Source organism: Pseudomonas sp. REP124 (assembly GCF_020164475.1).
GTDB lineage: Bacteria > Pseudomonadota > Gammaproteobacteria > Pseudomonadales > Pseudomonadaceae > Aquipseudomonas.
The window spans coordinates 1-18337 of record NZ_JAIQWX010000125.1; the positions used below are offsets into that span (position 1 = coordinate 1).

Genomic DNA, 18337 nt, shown 5'->3' on the forward strand with positions numbered 1-18337 from the left:
ACCGCATTCGCGAGCAAGCCCGCTCCCACATTGGTCCGGTGTTTGCCAGAAAAATGTTTGAGGCAAAAACAGAAACCCCGGCACTAGGCCGGGGCTTCTTTACATCGCTACAGCTTAAACCAGTGCAGCAATCGCCGCGTTCAGCGTTGCGCTTGGACGCATGGCCTTGCTGATCAGCTCGGCATCGGCGTGGTAGTAACCACCGATGTCCACTGGCTTGCCCTGAACGGCGTTGAGCTCGGCAACGATGGTTGCTTCGTTCTCGGTCAGGGTCTTGGCCAGAGGTGCGAACTGCGCTTGCAGAGCAGTGTCTTCGGTCTGGGTGGCCAGGGCCTGGGCCCAGTACAGCGCCAGGTAGAAGTGGCTGCCGCGGTTGTCGATGTTGCCGACTTTACGCGATGGCGACTTGTTGTTGTCCAGGAACAGGCCGGTGGCCTGGTCCAGTGTCTTGGACAGAACCAGCGCCTTGGCGTTGTCGTAGTTCACGCCCAGGTGTTCCAGGGAAGCGGCCAGGGCCAGGAACTCGCCCAGGGAATCCCAGCGCAGGAAGTTCTCTTCCAGCAGCTGCTGAACGTGCTTCGGAGCCGAACCGCCGGCGCCGGTTTCGAACAGGCCACCGCCGTTCATCAGCGGTACGATCGACAGCATCTTGGCGCTGGTGCCCAGTTCCATGATCGGGAACAGGTCGGTCAGGTAGTCACGCAGAACGTTACCGGTGACCGAAATGGTGTCCTTGCCTTCGCGGGTGCGCTGCAGGGTGTACTTCATCGCGGCGACTGGCGCCATGATCTGGATGTCCAGACCGGCAGTGTCGTGATCCTTCAGGTAGGCCTGAACTTTCTCGATCACCACGCCGTCGTGAGCGCGCATCGGGTCCAGCCAGAAAATGGCCGGAGTGGCGCTTGCGCGGGCACGGTTGACGGCCAGCTTGACCCAGTCCTGGATCGGCGCGTCTTTGGTCTGGCACATGCGGAAGATGTCGCCGGCCTCAACAGCCTGCTCCATCAGTACCACGCCTTTGCTGTCGGTTACGCGAACCACGCCGTCGACCTTGATCTGGAAGGTCTTGTCGTGGGAGCCGTATTCTTCGGCTTTCTTGGCCATCAGACCAACGTTAGGCACGCTGCCCATGGTAGTCGGATCGAACGCACCGTTGGCCTTGCAGTCTTCGATCACTGCCTGATAGATGGTGGCGTAGCAACGGTCCGGGATCACGGCCTTGGTGTCGTGCAGTTGGCCGTCGGTGCCCCACATCTTGCCGGAGTCACGGATCATGGCCGGCATCGAGGCGTCGACGATGACGTCGCTCGGCACGTGCAGGTTGGTGATGCCCTTGTCGGAGTTGACCATCGCCAGCGAAGGACGAACGGCGTACACCGCCTGGATGTCGGCTTCGATGGCAGCTTGCTGCTCGGCCGGCAGGGATTTGATGCGGGCGTACAGGTCGCCGATGCCGTTGTTCAGGTTGAAGCCGATCTGCGCCAGCACGTCAGCGTGCTTGGCCAGGGCGTCTTTATAGAACTCGGCAACGATCTGGCCGAACATGATCGGGTCGGAGACCTTCATCATGGTGGCTTTGAGGTGAACCGACAGCAGCACGCCTTGTTGCTTGGCGCTTTCGATTTCAGCGGCGATGAAAGCACGCAGGGCGTTTTTGCTCATCACGGCGCAGTCGAGGATCTCGCCAGCCTGAACGCTGGTTTTTTCTTTCAGGACGGTCGCGGTGCCGTCTTTCGCGATCAGCTCGATCTTCACGGTGTCAGCGGCGTCGATCAGGGCGGCTTTTTCGCTGCCGTAGAAGTCGCCGGTGCTCATGTGGGCAACGTGGGACTTGGAGTCGGCAGCCCAGGCGCCCATTTTGTGCGGGTGCTTGCGAGCGTAGTTCTTGACCGACAGCGGTGCGCGGCGGTCGGAGTTGCCTTCGCGCAGAACCGGGTTCACGGCGCTGCCCTTGACCTTGTCGTAACGGGCCTTGACGTCTTTGTCAGCATCGCTGGTCACGGTTTCCGGGTAGTCCGGCAAGTTGTAACCCTGGGCTTGCAGTTCCTTGATCGCGGCTTGCAGCTGCGGAACCGAGGCACTGATGTTCGGCAATTTGATGATGTTGGCTTCAGGCGTAATAGCCAGTTCGCCCAGTTCGGCGAGGTGGTCTGCTACGGCTTTGTCGCCCAGTTGCTCGGGGAAGCTGGAAAGGATGCGCCCTGCAAGAGAGATATCGCGGGTTTCAACGGCGATATCAGCCGAGGCGGTGAAGGCCTCTACGATAGGCAACAGTGAATAGGTGGCGAGGGCGGGAGCTTCGTCGGTGAAGGTATAGATGATCTTCGAGCGGGTGGGCATATTCGGATTAACTCTCTCTTCTTTGCTAAAGCGTGCGCAGAAACTCGAGGGCGCCGGGTAAGCGCGTTCGTTCAAAGTCATCCATGAGCCGAATATCGAGGTTTCGTTGCTGTGATGTTGGGTGCATCAGTAGGGCGTCAACTAGCCGGGCTGCGATAACAGACCGACATTTCAGGTTCAAAGCCTCGTCATGGAGCACTCGAACCGTCGTGACCCTTTGGTCAGCGGCGGCATTATACATAGGTAGCTGGCAATCTGCCGATGGTTCATACGCAACGAATCTCGTCCATTGGTCTAAAGGTCGCAGGGGCGGGTCGCAAGCGGCGTCATTCGTCGTGCTTGAAAATGGCGCTTTTCCCTTTGCTTTCAGGCTTGTAGCGCGCCAATTACAAGGCTCGAAGGCAGATCGTCGGAACATAGGGTTTGCGCGTTGATTTAACTGGGTTACGCTCGAACCAAGCCAGATGTTCAATCCAATCGATGGAGTTCAGCATGGGTTACAAGAAGATTCAGGTTCCAGCCGTCGGTGACAAAATCACCGTCAACGCAGACCATTCTCTCAATGTTCCTGACAATCCGATCATCCCGTTCATCGAAGGCGACGGTATTGGCGTCGACGTCAGTCCCGTCATGATCAAAGTGGTTGATGCTGCCGTGGAAAAGGCCTATGGGGGCAAGCGCAAGATTTCCTGGATGGAAGTCTATGCTGGCGAGAAGGCCACCCAGGTTTACGACCAGGACACCTGGCTGCCCCAGGAAACCCTGGATGCCGTCAAAGATTACGTGGTCTCCATCAAGGGGCCCCTGACCACCCCGGTCGGCGGTGGTATCCGTTCGCTCAACGTTGCCCTGCGCCAACAGCTGGACCTGTATGTCTGCCTGCGTCCGGTCGTATGGTTCGACGGTGTGCCAAGCCCGGTGAAAAAACCAGGCGACGTCGACATGGTGATCTTCCGCGAAAACTCCGAAGACATTTATGCCGGTATCGAGTGGAAGGCCGGTTCGCCTGAAGCGACCAAAGTCATCAAGTTCCTGAAGGAAGAAATGGGTGTCACCAAGATCCGTTTCGACCAGGATTGCGGCATCGGCATCAAGCCGGTCTCGAAAGAAGGCACGGAGCGTCTGGTGCGCAAAGCGTTGCAGTACGTGGTGGACAACGATCGCAAGTCGCTGACCATCGTGCACAAGGGCAACATCATGAAGTTCACCGAAGGTGCCTTCAAGGACTGGGGCTACGAGGTTGCGAAGAACGAATTCGGCGCCGAGCTGCTCGATGGCGGCCCGTGGATGAAGTTCAAGAACCCGAAAACCGGCCGCGAAGTCATCGTCAAGGATGCCATCGCCGACGCCATGCTCCAGCAGATCCTGCTGCGTCCGGCCGAATACGATGTGATTGCCACCCTGAACCTCAATGGTGACTACCTCTCCGACGCGCTGGCGGCGGAAGTGGGCGGTATCGGTATTGCGCCTGGCGCCAACCTGTCCGACACCGTGGCCATGTTCGAGGCGACCCATGGCACCGCGCCCAAGTATGCCGGCAAGGACCAGGTCAACCCGGGTTCGGTGATTCTCTCGGCTGAGATGATGCTGCGTCACCTGGGCTGGACCGAGGCGGCGGACCTGATCATCAAGGGCACCAATGGCGCAATCAAGGCCAAGACCGTGACCTATGACTTCGAACGTCTGATGGAAGGTGCCACCCTGGTGTCGTCTTCCGGCTTCGGTGAAGCGCTGATCAGGCACATGTAATACGCCCGTTCAGGCAACGAAAAAACCGCCCGGCTCAGTGAGCCGGGCGGTTTTTTAATGACTGGATTACGGGCGGTTCGGTCAGCTCAGTGCAGTGTCATGGGCGCTGTTGGGCGCCGCGACTGCCGCTGCATCAGCGTTCTTGACCGCGGCGTCGTGAATCTCGACCGCGTGCAGACCCTTGGGTCCCTGGATGATATTGAAGGAGACAGCCTGGCCTGCCTTCAGTGTCTTGTAGCCATCCATCTTGATGGCCGAGTAGTGGGCAAACAGGTCTTCTGTCTTGCCGTCCTCATTGATGAAGCCGTATCCCTTGGCATTGTTGAACCATTTCACCTTGCCGAACGCCATGCTCATATCCCTCTGCAACAGACCCCATCACTGGAGTATCATCCAGTCCATCCGCAGTCGTTTTTCGAAAAGAAGTTGACTCCGCGGATCTTTTTTACCCACTGTGGGCTCTATTGGTTGTAACACCGTTTTGCCGATAGTCAAGTTGACCCGGCAGTCGGAGTTGAAATCGCCCGGGGCCGCCCCCACCACTGTATTCGCACAACAGACGAACCTTTCTTTCCATGCATGCAATCAGCCAGATTCGACTAACATTCAATCAGGATCGCCCGTTTCTCCAAAAGGACCACCCGGAGGAACACGACGACGATTCCGCAGGCATTGCTGTTCAGGAGGCCAAGCCTGCTTTACAGGCGCCGCCAATGTACAAGGTGGTTTTGTTTAATGATGACTACACACCGATGGATTTCGTCGTCGAAGTGCTCGAGGTGTTTTTTAACCTGAATCGCGAGCTGGCGACCAAGGTCATGCTGGCCGTCCATACCGAAGGACGGGCAGTATGTGGAGTGTTTACCCGCGACATCGCCGAGACCAAGGCCATGCAGGTCAACCAGTACGCCAGGGAAAGCCAGCATCCGCTACTCTGTGAAATCGAGAAGGACGGTTAATCGCCGGACACTTGGGTATGAGGTGAAGCTATGTTAAACCGCGAGCTCGAAGTCACCCTCAATCTTGCCTTCAAGGAGGCACGTTCGAAGCGTCATGAGTTCATGACCGTCGAGCATCTCCTGCTGGCCCTATTGGATAATGAGGCTGCCGCCACCGTTTTGCGTGCGTGCGGCGCAAACCTCGACAAACTCAAGCATGATCTGCAGGAGTTCATCGACTCCACCACGCCATTGATCCCCGTACATGACGAAGATCGCGAAACCCAGCCAACCCTGGGCTTCCAGCGTGTCCTGCAACGTGCTGTGTTTCACGTACAGAGCTCGGGCAAACGTGAAGTGACTGGCGCCAACGTGCTGGTCGCGATCTTCAGTGAGCAAGAGAGTCAGGCAGTGTTCCTGCTGAAACAGCAGAGCGTTGCCCGTATCGATGTCGTCAACTACATCGCCCACGGCATTTCCAAAGTGCCAGGGCACGGCGATCACTCCGAGGGCGAACAAGATATGCAGGACGACGAGGGCGGCGAGTCTTCTTCTTCAAGCAATCCTCTGGATGCCTATGCCAGCAACCTCAATGAGCTCGCGCGCCAAGGGCGTATCGACCCATTGGTGGGTCGTGAGCTGGAAGTCGAGCGCGTTGCGCAGATCCTGGCGCGTCGTCGCAAGAACAATCCGCTGCTGGTGGGCGAGGCGGGCGTGGGTAAAACCGCGATTGCCGAAGGCCTGGCCAAACGCATTGTCGACAACCAGGTGCCTGACCTGCTGAGCAACAGTGTCGTTTATTCGCTGGATCTGGGTGCATTGCTTGCTGGCACCAAGTACCGCGGTGATTTCGAGAAGCGCTTCAAGGCGCTGCTCAACGAGCTGAAAAAACGTCCGCAGGCCATCCTGTTCATCGACGAAATCCACACCATCATCGGTGCGGGTGCCGCGTCCGGTGGCGTGATGGATGCCTCGAACCTGCTCAAGCCACTGCTGTCCTCCGGTGATATCCGTTGCATCGGTTCGACCACCTTCCAGGAATTCCGCGGGATCTTCGAGAAGGATCGCGCCCTGGCCCGACGCTTCCAGAAGGTCGATGTGTCGGAGCCGTCGGTGGAAGACACCATCGGCATTCTGCGCGGCCTGAAAGGGCGTTTCGAGACTCACCACAACATCGAATACAGCGATGAAGCCCTGCGTGCCGCTGCCGAACTGGCGTCGCGCTACATCAATGACCGGCACATGCCGGACAAGGCCATCGATGTGATCGACGAGGCGGGCGCCTACCAGCGTCTGCAGCCGGTAGAGAAGCGCGTCAAGCGTATCGAAGTGCCTCAGGTCGAGGACATCGTCGCGAAAATTGCGCGGATTCCGCCAAAACATGTCACCAGCTCCGACAAGGAACTGCTGCGTAACCTGGAGCGTGACCTGAAACTGACTGTGTTCGGTCAGGATGCGGCGATCGATTCGCTGGCCACCGCGATCAAGCTGTCTCGTGCGGGCCTCAAGTCGCCGGACAAGCCGGTCGGTTCGTTCCTGTTCGCAGGGCCTACCGGTGTCGGCAAGACCGAAGCGGCGCGGCAACTGGCCAAGGCGCTGGGTGTCGAGCTGGTTCGCTTCGACATGTCCGAGTACATGGAGCGTCACACCGTATCGCGTCTGATCGGTGCGCCTCCAGGTTACGTCGGGTTCGACCAGGGCGGTCTGCTGACCGAAGCCATCACCAAGCAACCGCACTGCGTGCTGTTGCTCGATGAAATCGAGAAGGCGCATCCGGAAGTCTTCAACCTGCTGCTGCAGGTCATGGACCACGGTACGCTGACCGACAACAATGGGCGCAAGGCGGACTTCCGTAACGTGATCGTCATCATGACGACCAACGCCGGTGCGGAAACCGCGGCACGTGCTTCGATCGGCTTCACGCTGCAGGATCACTCTTCCGATGCGATGGAAGTGATCAAGAAGAGCTTCACGCCTGAGTTCCGTAACCGTCTGGATACCATCATCCAGTTCGGTCGCCTCAGCCATGAAGTCATCAAAAGCGTGGTGGACAAGTTCCTTATCGAACTTCAGGCGCAACTGGAAGACAAGCGCGTATTGCTGGAAGTCACCGATGCTGCTCGCAGCTGGCTGGCGGCCGGTGGTTACGACGCGATGATGGGTGCTCGACCCATGGCCCGCCTGATCCAGGACAAGATCAAGCGTCCATTGGCGGAGGAGATTCTCTTTGGCGAGCTGGCCGAACATGGCGGTGTGGTACACATCGACATCAAGGACGGCGAACTGACCTTCGACTTCGAGACCACGGCCGAAATGGCCTGACGTTAAACCGCAACAAAACAGAAAGGCGCCGATTGGCGCCTTTTTGTTGTCCGCCAAATCCGAAACACAACCCATACCCCCTGTAGGAGCCGAGCTTGCTCGCGATAGCGACCTGACAGTCGACATCAATGTTTGCCGTCAGTCCGTCATCGCGAGCAAGCTCGGCTCCTACAGGAGGGTGGTGGGTGAGCGTCAAATCGCAGACAAACAAAAACGCCCGGCATCAGCCGGGCGTCTTGTATTGACTTGCTTAGCGAGCGCGGTAAGTGATGCGCCCTTTGCTCAAGTCATAGGGCGTCAGCTCGACGCGCACTTTGTCACCGGTAAGAATACGAATGTAGTTCTTGCGCATCTTGCCGGAGATATGCGCGGTAACGACGTGCCCATTTTCCAATTCCACGCGAAACATGGTGTTTGGCAGGGTGTCGACGACAGTGCCTTCCATTTCGAAGCTGTCTTCTTTCGACATGCAGTAAAGCCCTCGGTGTCCAGTGAATGGCCCGGTGCAACTGCGCCAGGCAAAAGCGGCGTGCATTGTGCCCGAAAAGTAGGGGTCAAGCCAAGGGGTTTGAAGGGCTGCGCTAGTTCAAAACAACCCAGCGCTGGTTTACCAGCAGCTCGATAGGGCGATATTGGGTCTTGTAGCTCATTTTTTTGCAGTTTTTGATCCAGTAGCCCAGATACACCGCTTCCAGCCCCAAACGCCGGGCCTCGGCAATCTGCCAGAGAATGGCGAACCGCCCTAGGCTGCGTCGTTCTTCCTCCGGTTCGTAGAAGGTGTAGACCGCCGACAGACCGTTCGGCAGAAGGTCGGTGACGGCAATCGCTACCAGTCGGCCATCGAGGCGGAATTCATAGAAGCGCGAAAACGGCAGGTCGCGCACCAGGAAGGTCGAAAACTGATCGCGACTGGGTGGGTACATGTCGCCGTCGGCGTGCCGCTGTTCGATGTAACGCTGGTAAAGGTCGAAGTACTCTTCGCTGAAGCCGGGCCTGGCCGGGCGTACCTGCAAGTCGGCGTTGCGCTTGAAAATGCGTTTCTGCTGGCGGTTTGGCGTGAACTGCGCCACGGGAATACGCGCCGGTACGCACGCATTGCAGTTCTGGCAATGAGGTCGATACAGATGGTCGCCACTGCGACGAAAACCCATTTCCGACAGGTCTGCATAGACGTGCACATCCATGGGCTGGCTGGGATCGAGGAACAGGGTCGTGGCCTGCTCCTCAGGCAGATAGCTGCAAGAGTGGGGCTGAGTGGCATAGAACTTCAAACGCGCCAACTCGGTCATGATCAACCCTCGGGATAAGCTTTTGATTAATTGTAAGCCACGCTGGGGAAAGTCGCTCAGCAAACCCAGGTGGCGCGGTTAGGCCGATCCAGATACTGCGCCAGGTAGCCGGCGAATGCGCTGCGAGGAATGGACCGTGCGCCCAGGCTGTGCAGATGATCGGTCGGCATCTGGCAGTCGATCAGCACGAAGCCCGATTCCTTGAGGTGGCGTACCAGTGTCGCGAAGCCGAATTTGGAGGCGTTGTCGGCACGGCTGAACATCGATTCCCCGAAGAACAGCTGCCCCATCGCCAGGCCGTACAGGCCGCCGACGAGCACGCCCTGGTCCCAGACTTCCACCGAATGCGCGTAACCGCGCTTGTGCAGTTGCAGGTAGGCGTCCTGCATGGCTTCGGTGATCCAGGTGCCGTCGGCGTATTCCCTTGGCGCGGCGCAGGCGTGGATGACTGCGGCGAAATCCTTGTCGAAAGTCACCTGATAGCGTTGTTGGCGCAGCAATTTATTCAGGCTGCGGGAAACGTGCAGTTCGTCGGGAAACAAAACCGTGCGCGGGTCCGGCGACCACCAGAGGATCGGCTGACCTTCGGAGAACCAGGGAAAGCAGCCGTGGCGGTAAGCCTGGATCAACCGGTCGGCGGACAGGTCGCCGCCGGCAGCCAGCAAGCCGTTGGGGTCGCGCATGGCTTTTTCCAGCGGCGGGAAAGTCAGGGAGTTGCGTTGTAACCAAGTCAGCATGGCGTCCGGGCTTGCAGAAGGGGAGGGCGGTGGCGGGTATGAGGCCCGCCACCAGTGTGCAGTTAAACAGTTGGAATGTCGTCGAGGTATTTTTCCGCGTCAAGGGCTGCCATGCATCCGGCCCCGGCCGAGGTCACCGCCTGACGATAAACGTGATCGGCCACGTCGCCGGCGGCGAACACGCCGGGAATGGCGGTCGAGGTGGCATCGCCTTCGCTGCCGCCCTTGACCAGCAAATAGCCGTCGCGCATTTCCAGTTGGCCGACGAACAGATCGGTATTGGGTTTGTGGCCAATGGCGATGAACACACCCGCCAGCGCCAGTTCAGTTATTTCGCCGCTGTGACTGTCACGCAGGCGGGCGCCGGTCACACCGCTGGAGTCGCCCAGTACTTCATCCAGATTCTGGTTCCAGTGCAGGCGGACATTGCCGTTGGCGGCCTTGTCGAAGAGTTTGTCCTGAAGAATCTTCTCGGAGCGTAACTTGTCGCGTCGGTGGATCAGGTGAACTTCCTTGGCGATATTCGACAGATACAACGCTTCTTCGACGGCGGTATTGCCACCGCCGACCACGGCGACCACCTGATTGCGATAAAAGAAGCCATCGCAGGTCGCGCAGGCGGAAACGCCCTTGCCGGCAAATGTCTCTTCCGAAGGCAGGCCCAGATACTGTGCCGATGCGCCGGTGGCAATAATCAGTGCATCACAGGTGTAAGTGTCACTATCACCGGTCAATTCGAACGGGCGTTGTTGCAACTTGGCGGTGTGGATATGGTCGTAAACAATCTGTGTGTCGAAGCGTTCGGCGTGTCGTTGCATGCGGTCCATCAGGACCGGCCCGGTGAGACCTTCGACATCGCCAGGCCAGTTGTCGACTTCGACCGTTGTCGTGAGCTGGCCACCTGCCTGTATGCCAGTGATGACAACGGGTTTGAGGTTGGCGCGGGCGGCATACACGGCGGCGCTGTAACCGGCGGGGCCGGAGCCGAGAATGATCAGGCGGTGATGTTGCGCTGCGCTCATAAAAACACCTCATAAGCCTTTGTCACAAAAGAAAATGCATGCTCAAATTGAGCCGCATGTATCGGGCTTTTGACTATGCTGCTTACAGTGTTTCAAACATGGCATCGAACGAACAAACCCGTACAATGCCCGGTTGTAACAGTGTCTGTAACAAAATAAGCGTTGCGCCTCGTGTTTATAAAAGCCGGGGCGCAGTGTTAAAAGTAGTCCCAGTTAAGCGTCTTCACTTTTTTACCTGCCTGGATTGGGCAGTTTTTAGACATTCACCAGATGGACGCGCCATTGGCGCAGGAATAGAAGCGTTTTGAAGAAATCCACCGAAGCACCCAAGACAGTCGTTCCGCTCTGGCGCCAGCACTTGCACTACCGGCTCAAGGAAGGTGCATTGATCGCCATCGGTGCGTTGTGCCTGTTCCTGATGATGGCCTTGCTGACCTATGGCAAGGACGATCCGGGCTGGAGCCACAACAGCAAGATCGACGACGTGCAGAATTTCGGCGGCCCGGCGGGCTCCTACAGTGCCGACATCCTGTTCATGGTGCTGGGTTACTTCGCTTACATCTTCCCGTTGTTGCTCGCCATCAAGGCTTATCAGATCTTCCGTCAGCGCCACGAGCCGTGGCAGTGGAGCGGCTGGCTGTTCTCCTGGCGCCTGATCGGCCTGGTGTTCCTGGTCCTGTCCGGCGCCGCCCTGGCGCATATCCATTTCCATGCCGCGACCGGCCTGCCTGCCGGTGCTGGCGGTGCGCTGGGCGAAAGCCTGGGGGATCTGGCTCGCAACGCCCTGAATATCCAGGGCAGCACGCTTTTGTTCATTGCCCTGTTCCTGTTCGGCCTGACGGTGTTCACCGACCTGTCGTGGTTCAAGGTGATGGACATCACCGGCAAGATCACCCTCGATCTGTTCGAACTGTTCCAGGGCGCCGCCAATCGCTGGTGGGCGGCCCGTACCGAGCGTAAGCAACTGGTCGCGCAATTGCGCGAAGTCGATGATCGCGTGCATGACGTGGTCGCGCCGACCGTCACTGACAAGCGCGAGCAGGCCAAGGTCAAGGAGCGTCTGATCGAGCGCGAGCAGGCCCTGAGCAAGCATATGTCCGAGCGCGAGAAGCAGGTGCCGCCGGTCATCGCCCCGGCACCGGTCAAGCCGCCAGCGCCGAGCAAGCGCGTGGAGAAAGAGAAACAGGCGCCGTTGTTCGTCGACAGCGCCGTGGAAGGCACCTTGCCGCCGATCTCGATTCTCGACCCCGCGGAAAAGAAACAACTCAATTACTCGCCGGAATCCCTGGCCGCTGTCGGCCATCTGCTGGAAATCAAGCTCAAGGAATTCGGCGTCGAAGTCACCGTGGATTCGATTCACCCGGGTCCGGTGATTACCCGTTACGAAATCCAGCCGGCAGCCGGGGTCAAGGTCAGCCGCATCGCCAACCTCGCCAAAGACCTTGCGCGTTCCCTGGCCGTGACCAGTGTGCGTGTCGTCGAGGTGATTCCGGGCAAGACCACCGTAGGTATCGAGATTCCCAACGAAGACCGGCAGATCGTGCGCTTCTCCGAAGTGCTGTCGACCCCCGAGTACGATAACTTCAAGTCGCCGGTCACCCTGGCCCTCGGTCACGACATCGGCGGCAAGCCGGTCATCACTGACCTTGCGAAAATGCCTCACCTGCTGGTGGCCGGTACCACCGGTTCCGGTAAGTCGGTGGGTGTGAACGCGATGATCCTGTCGATCCTGTTCAAGTCCGGCCCTGAAGACGCCAAGCTGATCATGATCGACCCGAAGATGCTCGAACTGTCGATCTACGAAGGCATTCCGCACCTGCTGTGTCCGGTGGTCACCGACATGAAGGACGCGGCTAACGCCCTGCGCTGGAGCGTTGCCGAGATGGAGCGGCGCTACAAGCTGATGGCCAAGCTGGGCGTGCGGAACCTGTCGGGCTTCAACGCCAAGGTCAAGGAAGCCATCGAGGCCGGCGAGCCGTTGAGCGATCCGCTGTACAAGCGCGAAAGCATCCACGACGAAGCGCCGCTGCTGAGCAAGCTGCCGACCATCGTGGTGGTGGTCGACGAATTCGCCGACATGATGATGATCGTCGGCAAGAAGGTAGAAGAACTGATCGCCCGTATCGCGCAGAAGGCGCGGGCGGCGGGTATCCACCTCATCCTCGCGACCCAGCGTCCGTCGGTGGATGTGATCACCGGTCTGATCAAGGCCAACATCCCGACCCGCATGGCGTTCCAGGTATCGAGCAAGATCGACTCGCGGACCATCATCGACCAGGGCGGCGCCGAACAGCTGCTGGGTCACGGTGACATGCTCTACATGCCGCCAGGCACCAGCCTGCCGATCCGGGTTCACGGCGCGTTCGTTTCCGACGATGAAGTGCATCGTGTGGTGGAGGCCTGGAAACTGCGTGGCGCGCCGGAGTACAACGACGACATCCTCAACGGTGTCGAAGAGGCGGGCAGTGGTTTCGAAGGCAGCAGCGGCGGTGGCGACGGCGACGATCCCGAGGCTGACGCGCTGTATGACGAGGCGGTGCAGTTCGTTCTGGAAAGCCGCCGCGCTTCCATTTCCGCGGTTCAGCGCAAGCTGAAGATCGGCTACAACCGCGCCGCGCGCATGATCGAAGCCATGGAAATGGCCGGGGTCGTGACGGCCATGAACACCAACGGTTCGCGTGAAGTCCTGGCCCCTGGCCAGGTGCGCGACTGACCGAATTTGAAAGGGTGGGGCTCTCTGGCACCACCCGCACTCCCACGAATGTTATGAGGACTCCCATGCGTCTGATCCGCATGTTGTTGCTGCCGGTACTGGCTTTGACCACCCTCTCGGCCCACGCCGATGACAAGGACGTGGCGCGTCTGACTCAGTTGCTGGAAAAATCCCAGACCCTGAGCGCACGTTTCTCCCAACTGACCCTCGACGGGTCCGGCACGCAGTTGCAGGAAACCGCCGGGCAGATGTCGCTGCAGCGCCCAGGTCTGTTCTACTGGCATACCGATGCACCGCAGGAGCAGTTGGTGGTGTCGGATGGCGCCAAGGTCACCCTTTGGGACCCGGACCTCGAGCAGGCGACCATCAAGAAATTGGATGTTCGCCTGACCCAGACCCCGGCCCTGTTGCTGTCCGGTGACGTGTCCAAGATCAGCCAGAGCTTCGACATCAGCGCCAAGGAAGCCGGCGGCGTGATCGACTTCACCCTCAAACCGAAAACCAAGGACACCCTGTTCGACAGCCTGCGTCTGTCGTTCCGCAACGGTCTGGTCAATGATATGCAACTGATCGACAGCGTCGGCCAGCGCACCAACATCCTGTTCACCGGCGTGAAGGCCAACGAACCGATCCCTGCGTCCAAGTTCAAGTTCGATGTACCCAAGGGTGCGGACGTAATCCAGGAATAAACACATACCCCTGTAGGAGCGAATTCATTCGCGATGGTCGTCAACGATAACGCTGGAAGCCTGACACCCAGCGGTGCCCTTGAGTCCATCGCGAATGAATTCGCTCCTACAGGGGATTTGATCAAGGCAATGAGGTTTCATAAGCAGTGATGGACCTGTTTCGCAGTGCCCCGATCTCCCAGCCACTGGCCGCGCGTTTGCGTGCGACTAATCTGGACGAGTACGTCGGTCAGGAGCATGTGCTCGCTCGCGGCAAGCCTTTGCGTGAGGCCCTGGAGCAGGGTGCACTGCATTCCATGATCTTCTGGGGACCGCCCGGGGTAGGCAAGACCACCCTGGCGCGGTTGCTGGCAGAAGTCTCGGATGCGCACTTCGAAACGGTCTCGGCGGTGCTGGCCGGGGTCAAGGAAATCCGGCAGGCGGTGGAAATCGCCAAGCAACAGGCCGCGCAGTACGGCCGCCGCACCATCCTGTTCGTCGACGAAGTTCACCGCTTCAACAAATCCCAGCAGGATGCGTTCCTGCCCTATGTCGAGGATGGCACGCTGATTTTCATCGGCGCGACCACCGAAAACCCCTCGTTCGAACTCAACAACGCCTTGCTCTCCCGTGCCCGCGTCTATGTGCTGAAAAGCCTCGACGAAACGGCGCTGCGCAAACTGGTGCACCGTGCGCTCACTGAAGAGCGAGGGTTGGGCAAACGCAATCTGACCCTCAGCGATGAAGGCTTCCAGATGCTGTTGTCGGCCGCCGATGGCGATGGCCGGCGCTTGCTGAACCTGCTGGAAAACGCCTCGGATCTGGCCGAAGACAACAGCGAGATGGGCGTCGATCTGCTGCAAAGCCTGCTCGGCGATACCCGCCGCCGTTTCGACAAGGGCGGCGAAGCCTTCTACGACCAGATATCCGCGCTGCATAAATCGGTGCGCGGTTCCAACCCTGACGGCGCGCTGTACTGGTTTGCCCGGATGATCGACGGCGGTTGCGATCCGCTGTACCTGGCCCGGCGCGTGGTGCGCATGGCCAGTGAAGACATCGGCAACGCCGACCCTCGCGCCCTGAGCTTGTGCCTGGCAGCGTGGGAAGTGCAGGAGCGCCTGGGCAGTCCCGAAGGCGAGCTGGCGGTGGCCCAGGCCATCACCTATCTGGCCTGCGCTCCGAAAAGCAACGCGGTGTACATGGGCTTCAAGACCGCGCTGCGTGCCGCCGCCGAACACGGCTCGCTGGAAGTGCCGCTGCACCTGCGCAACGCGCCGACCAAGCTTATGAAGCAGCTGGGCTACGGCGACGAGTACCGCTACGCCCACGACGAACCGGACGCCTACGCCGCCGGTGAAGACTATTTCCCGGAAGAACTCGACCCGATTCCGTTCTACCAGCCGGTGCCTCGCGGCCTGGAATTGAAGATCGGCGAGAAGCTCAACCATCTGGCTCAACTCGATCGTCTAAGCCCCCGGCAGCGGAGAAAATAGTGGTTCCCCTGATCATTGCGGTTTCCGTCGGCGGGATGGCCGGCACCCTGTTGCGCTTCGCCACGGGTAACTGGATCAACGCGAATTGGCCGCGGCACTTCTATACCGCGACGCTGGCCGTTAATATCGTGGGCTGTTTGCTGATCGGCGTTCTATACGGTCTGTTTTTGATTCGCCCGGAGGTGCCGATCGAGGTGCGTGCCGGGTTGATCGTCGGCTTCCTCGGAGGGCTGACAACTTTTTCATCCTTTTCACTGGATACGGTGCGTCTGCTGGAAAGCGGGCAAGTGCCGCTGGCCCTGGGCTATGCGGCCATCAGCGTATTCGGCGGGCTGCTCGCCACCTGGGCCGGCCTGTCCCTGACCAAACTTTGATAACGAGAAACCGACATGCTCGATTCCAAACTGTTACGTAGCAACCTTCAGGACGTAGCGGACCGCCTGGCTTCCCGTGGCTATGCCCTGGATGTCGCGCGCATCGAAGCGCTGGAAGAACAGCGCAAGACCGTCCAGACCCGCACCGAAGCACTGCAGGCTGAACGTAACGCGCGCTCCAAATCCATCGGTCAGGCCAAGCAGCGCGGCGAAGACATCGCGCCGTTGATGGCTGACGTCGAGCGCATGGCGAACGAGTTGAGTGCCGGTAAAACCGAACTGGACGCGATCCAGTCCGAGCTGGATTCGATCCTGCTGGGCATCCCCAACCTGCCGCACGAATCGGTGCCGGTCGGCGAAGACGAAGACGGCAACGTCGAAGTGCGCCGCTGGGGCACGCCGACCGCCTTCGATTTCCCGGTCCAGGACCATGTCGCCCTGGGCGAGAAATTCGGCTGGCTGGACTTCGAAACCGCCGCCAAGCTGTCCGGCGCACGCTTCGCCCTGCTGCGTGGCCCGATCGCCCGCCTGCACCGCGCCCTGGCGCAATTCATGATCAACCTGCACGTGACCGAGCACGGCTATGAAGAGGCTTACACGCCTTATCTGGTCCAGGCACCGGCCCTGCAAGGCACCGGTCAGTTGCCGAAGTTCGAGGAAGACCTGTTCAAGATCGGCCGCGAAGGCGAAGCCGACCTGTACCTGATCCCGACCGCCGAAGTGTCGCTGACCAACATCGTCGCCGGCGAAATCGTCGATTCGAAACTGCTGCCGATCAAGTTCGTCGCCCACACCCCGTGCTTCCGCAGCGAAGCCGGCGCATCGGGTCGTGACACCCGCGGCATGATCCGCCAACACCAATTCGACAAGGTCGAGATGGTGCAGATCGTCGAGCCATCGAAATCGATGGAAGCGCTGGAAGGTCTGACCGCCAACGCCGAGAAAGTCCTGCAATTGCTGCAACTGCCTTACCGCACCCTGGCGCTGTGCACCGGCGACATGGGCTTCAGCGCGGTCAAGACCTATGACCTGGAAGTGTGGATTCCGAGCCAGGACAAGTACCGTGAAATTTCGTCGTGCTCCAACTGCGGCGACTTCCAGGCCCGCCGCATGCAGGCGCGTTTCCGCAACCCGGAAACCGGCAAGCCGGAACTGGTGCACACCCTGAACGGTTCCGGCCTGGCGGTCGGTCGTACCCTGGTGGCGGTGCTGGAAAACTACCAGCAGGCCGACGGTTCGATCCGTGTACCGGACGTGCTGAAGCCGTACATGGGTGGCCTCGAGGTCATCGGCTAAATGGACTATCTGCCGCTGTTCCATAACCTGCGCGGCAGTCGTGTGTTGGTCGTCGGCGGGGGGGAAATTGCTTTGCGCAAATCTCGCCTGCTGGCCGATGCCGGTGCGCTGCTGCGGGTGGTCGCACCCCAAATCGAACAGCAATTGCGCGAACTGGTTACCGCCAGCGGTGGCGAGTGCGTGCTGCGCGGTTACGTCGAGGCAGACCTGGACGGTTGCGGGCTGATCATTGCCGCCACCGATGACGAGTCGCTCAACGCGCTAGTTTCCGCCGATGCCCATCGGCGTTGCGTGCCGGTCAATGTGGTGGATGCGCCGTCCCTGTGCAGCGTGATCTTCCCGGCGATCGTCGACCGCTCGCCCTTGATCATCGCCGTGTCCAGCGGTGGCGATGCGCCGGTGCTGGCTCGACTGATCCGCGCCAAGATCGAAACCTGGATTCCTTCCACCTACGGTCAACTGGCCGGTCTGGCGGCGCGTTTCCGTCATCAGGTGAAAAAGCTGTTCCCGGATGTGCAACAGCGTCGCGCGTTCTGGGAAGACGTGTTCCAGGGCCCGATTGCCGACCGGCAACTGGCCGGGCAGGGCGCCGAAGCCGAGCGTCTGTTGCAGGCGAAAGTCGATGGAGAGCCGCCGGTTGCCACTGGCGAGGTGTATCTGGTGGGTGCGGGGCCTGGTGATCCTGACCTCTTGACCTTCCGTGCCTTGCGCCTGATGCAACAAGCCGACGTGGTGCTGTATGACCGTCTGGTAGCACCGGCGATCATCGAACTGTGCCGTCGCGATGCCGAACGGGTTTACGTCGGCAAGCGCCGCGCCGATCACGCCGTGCCGCAGGATCAGATCAACCAGCAACTGGTGGACCTGGCCAAGGCCGGCAAGCGCGTGGTGCGGTTGAAGGGCGGTGATCCGTTCATCTTCGGCCGTGGCGGGGAAGAGATCGAGGAGCTGGCGGCCCAGGGCATCCCGTTCCAGGTGGTGCCGGGCATCACCGCAGCCAGCGGTTGCGCGGCCTACGCCGGGATTCCGCTGACTCACCGCGACTACGCGCAATCTGTGCGGTTTGTCACCGGTCACCTCAAGGACGGCTCCACCGATCTGCCATGGGCTGATCTGGTGGCGCCGGCGCAGACCCTGGTGTTCTACATGGGTCTGGTCGGTTTGCCGATCATCTGCGAGCAGCTGATTCAACACGGTCGCGCCGCCGATACCCCGGCGGCCTTGATCCAGCAGGGCACCACCGTCAATCAGCGGGTGTTCACCGGCACCCTGGCGGATCTGCCGCAACTGGTGGCGGAGCATGAAGTGCATGCGCCGACGCTAGTGATCGTGGGGGAAGTGGTGCAGCTGCGCGAGAAGCTGGCGTGGTTTGAAGGGGCGCAGGGGCAGGTCTGAA

At 59.9% G+C, this 18337-nt stretch carries 15 protein-coding genes; 9 read left to right on the forward strand and 6 right to left on the reverse strand.

From position 1 onward, the window contains the following. Positions 1 to 114: 114 nt before the first annotated feature. Positions 115 to 2340 (reverse strand): NADP-dependent isocitrate dehydrogenase, encoded by a 2226-nt coding sequence (locus K9857_RS23730; RefSeq protein WP_224539888.1) that lies wholly within the window; start codon positions 2338 to 2340, stop codon positions 115 to 117. A gap of 492 nt (positions 2341 to 2832) precedes the next feature. Between K9857_RS23730 and icd the strand changes: the two genes are divergently transcribed. After that, a complete protein-coding gene (gene icd, locus K9857_RS23735) occupies positions 2833 to 4089 on the forward strand; it encodes an NADP-dependent isocitrate dehydrogenase (protein ID WP_224539890.1) in 1257 nt (418 codons plus the stop codon). A gap of 81 nt (positions 4090 to 4170) precedes the next feature. Here the strand turns inward: icd and cspD are convergent, their stop codons facing one another. Further along, on the reverse strand, positions 4171 to 4440 hold the full coding sequence (gene cspD / locus K9857_RS30320; RefSeq protein ID WP_263488022.1) for a cold shock domain-containing protein CspD: 270 nt from the start codon (positions 4438 to 4440) through the stop codon (positions 4171 to 4173). Positions 4441 to 4664: 224 nt separating this feature from the next. Between cspD and clpS the strand changes: the two genes are divergently transcribed. Both clpS and clpA read left to right on the forward strand, forming a co-directional pair. Beyond that, complete coding sequence (clpS, locus tag K9857_RS23745; protein ID WP_150768466.1) at positions 4665 to 5048, forward strand: ATP-dependent Clp protease adapter ClpS; 384 nt, start codon at positions 4665 to 4667, stop codon at positions 5046 to 5048. A 30-nt stretch (positions 5049 to 5078) separates the two neighbouring features. Continuing rightward, positions 5079 to 7349 carry an ATP-dependent Clp protease ATP-binding subunit ClpA gene (gene clpA / locus K9857_RS23750; RefSeq protein WP_224539892.1) on the forward strand — a complete coding sequence of 757 codons (2271 nt, stop codon included), beginning with the start codon at positions 5079 to 5081 and terminating at the stop codon, positions 7347 to 7349. Positions 7350 to 7599: 250 nt separating this feature from the next. On the opposite strand, the gene infA is transcribed toward clpA, so the two are convergent. The 4 genes from infA to trxB form a co-directional block, all read right to left on the reverse strand. Beyond that, on the reverse strand, positions 7600 to 7818 hold the full coding sequence (infA, locus tag K9857_RS23755) for a translation initiation factor IF-1 (protein WP_002553999.1): 219 nt from the start codon (positions 7816 to 7818) through the stop codon (positions 7600 to 7602). Positions 7819 to 7930: 112 nt separating this feature from the next. Further along, complete coding sequence (locus K9857_RS23760) at positions 7931 to 8638, reverse strand: arginyltransferase (RefSeq protein WP_224539894.1); 708 nt, start codon at positions 8636 to 8638, stop codon at positions 7931 to 7933. 56 nt (positions 8639 to 8694) lie between these two features. After that, entirely contained in the window at positions 8695 to 9375 is a 681-nt protein-coding gene (gene aat / locus K9857_RS23765; RefSeq protein ID WP_224539896.1) for a leucyl/phenylalanyl-tRNA--protein transferase, read from the reverse strand. A 62-nt stretch (positions 9376 to 9437) separates the two neighbouring features. Beyond that, entirely contained in the window at positions 9438 to 10397 is a 960-nt protein-coding gene (trxB, locus tag K9857_RS23770) for a thioredoxin-disulfide reductase (protein WP_224539898.1), read from the reverse strand. A 304-nt stretch (positions 10398 to 10701) separates the two neighbouring features. On the opposite strand from trxB, the gene K9857_RS23775 reads away from it, so the two are divergent. The 6 genes from K9857_RS23775 (at position 10702) to cysG (ending at position 18336) form a co-directional block, all read left to right on the forward strand. Continuing rightward, positions 10702 to 13110, forward strand: coding sequence for a DNA translocase FtsK (locus K9857_RS23775; RefSeq protein ID WP_224539900.1), 2409 nt, complete (start codon positions 10702 to 10704; stop codon positions 13108 to 13110). Positions 13111 to 13175: 65 nt separating this feature from the next. Further along, positions 13176 to 13799 carry an outer membrane lipoprotein chaperone LolA gene (lolA, locus tag K9857_RS23780; protein WP_224539902.1) on the forward strand — a complete coding sequence of 208 codons (624 nt, stop codon included), beginning with the start codon at positions 13176 to 13178 and terminating at the stop codon, positions 13797 to 13799. Positions 13800 to 13948: 149 nt separating this feature from the next. Beyond that, positions 13949 to 15271 (forward strand): replication-associated recombination protein A, encoded by a 1323-nt coding sequence (locus tag K9857_RS23785; protein WP_224539909.1) that lies wholly within the window; start codon positions 13949 to 13951, stop codon positions 15269 to 15271. Further along, a complete protein-coding gene (crcB, locus tag K9857_RS23790; RefSeq protein WP_075947929.1) occupies positions 15271 to 15645 on the forward strand; it encodes a fluoride efflux transporter CrcB in 375 nt (124 codons plus the stop codon). Before K9857_RS23785 ends, crcB begins: the two co-directional genes overlap by 1 nt. 15 nt (positions 15646 to 15660) lie before the next feature. Beyond that, positions 15661 to 16941: a serine--tRNA ligase gene (serS, locus tag K9857_RS23795; protein ID WP_224539905.1), complete on the forward strand. Its 1281-nt coding sequence runs from the start codon at positions 15661 to 15663 to the stop codon at positions 16939 to 16941. Beyond that, on the forward strand, positions 16942 to 18336 hold the full coding sequence (gene cysG, locus K9857_RS23800) for a siroheme synthase CysG (protein WP_224539907.1): 1395 nt from the start codon (positions 16942 to 16944) through the stop codon (positions 18334 to 18336). It begins immediately after the preceding gene. Position 18337 lies beyond the last annotated feature (1 nt).

Excerpts from the sequence above, each read along its gene's own strand:
- K9857_RS23730 (WP_224539888.1), bottom strand. The coding sequence starts at position 2,340 with ATGCCCACCCGCTCGAAGATCATCTATACCTTCACCGACGAAGCTCCC.
- icd (WP_224539890.1), top strand. The coding sequence starts at position 2,833 with ATGGGTTACAAGAAGATTCAGGTTCCAGCCGTCGGTGACAAAATCACC.
- cspD (WP_263488022.1), bottom strand. The coding sequence starts at position 4,440 with ATGGCGTTCGGCAAGGTGAAATGGTTCAACAATGCCAAGGGATACGGC.
- clpS (WP_150768466.1), top strand. The coding sequence starts at position 4,665 with ATGCATGCAATCAGCCAGATTCGACTAACATTCAATCAGGATCGCCCG.
- clpA (WP_224539892.1), top strand. The coding sequence starts at position 5,079 with ATGTTAAACCGCGAGCTCGAAGTCACCCTCAATCTTGCCTTCAAGGAG.
- infA (WP_002553999.1), bottom strand. The coding sequence starts at position 7,818 with ATGTCGAAAGAAGACAGCTTCGAAATGGAAGGCACTGTCGTCGACACC.
- K9857_RS23760 (WP_224539894.1), bottom strand. The coding sequence starts at position 8,638 with ATGACCGAGTTGGCGCGTTTGAAGTTCTATGCCACTCAGCCCCACTCT.
- aat (WP_224539896.1), bottom strand. The coding sequence starts at position 9,375 with ATGCTGACTTGGTTACAACGCAACTCCCTGACTTTCCCGCCGCTGGAA.
- trxB (WP_224539898.1), bottom strand. The coding sequence starts at position 10,397 with ATGAGCGCAGCGCAACATCACCGCCTGATCATTCTCGGCTCCGGCCCC.
- lolA (WP_224539902.1), top strand. The coding sequence starts at position 13,176 with ATGCGTCTGATCCGCATGTTGTTGCTGCCGGTACTGGCTTTGACCACC.
- K9857_RS23785 (WP_224539909.1), top strand. The coding sequence starts at position 13,949 with ATGGACCTGTTTCGCAGTGCCCCGATCTCCCAGCCACTGGCCGCGCGT.
- serS (WP_224539905.1), top strand. The coding sequence starts at position 15,661 with ATGCTCGATTCCAAACTGTTACGTAGCAACCTTCAGGACGTAGCGGAC.
- cysG (WP_224539907.1), top strand. The coding sequence starts at position 16,942 with ATGGACTATCTGCCGCTGTTCCATAACCTGCGCGGCAGTCGTGTGTTG.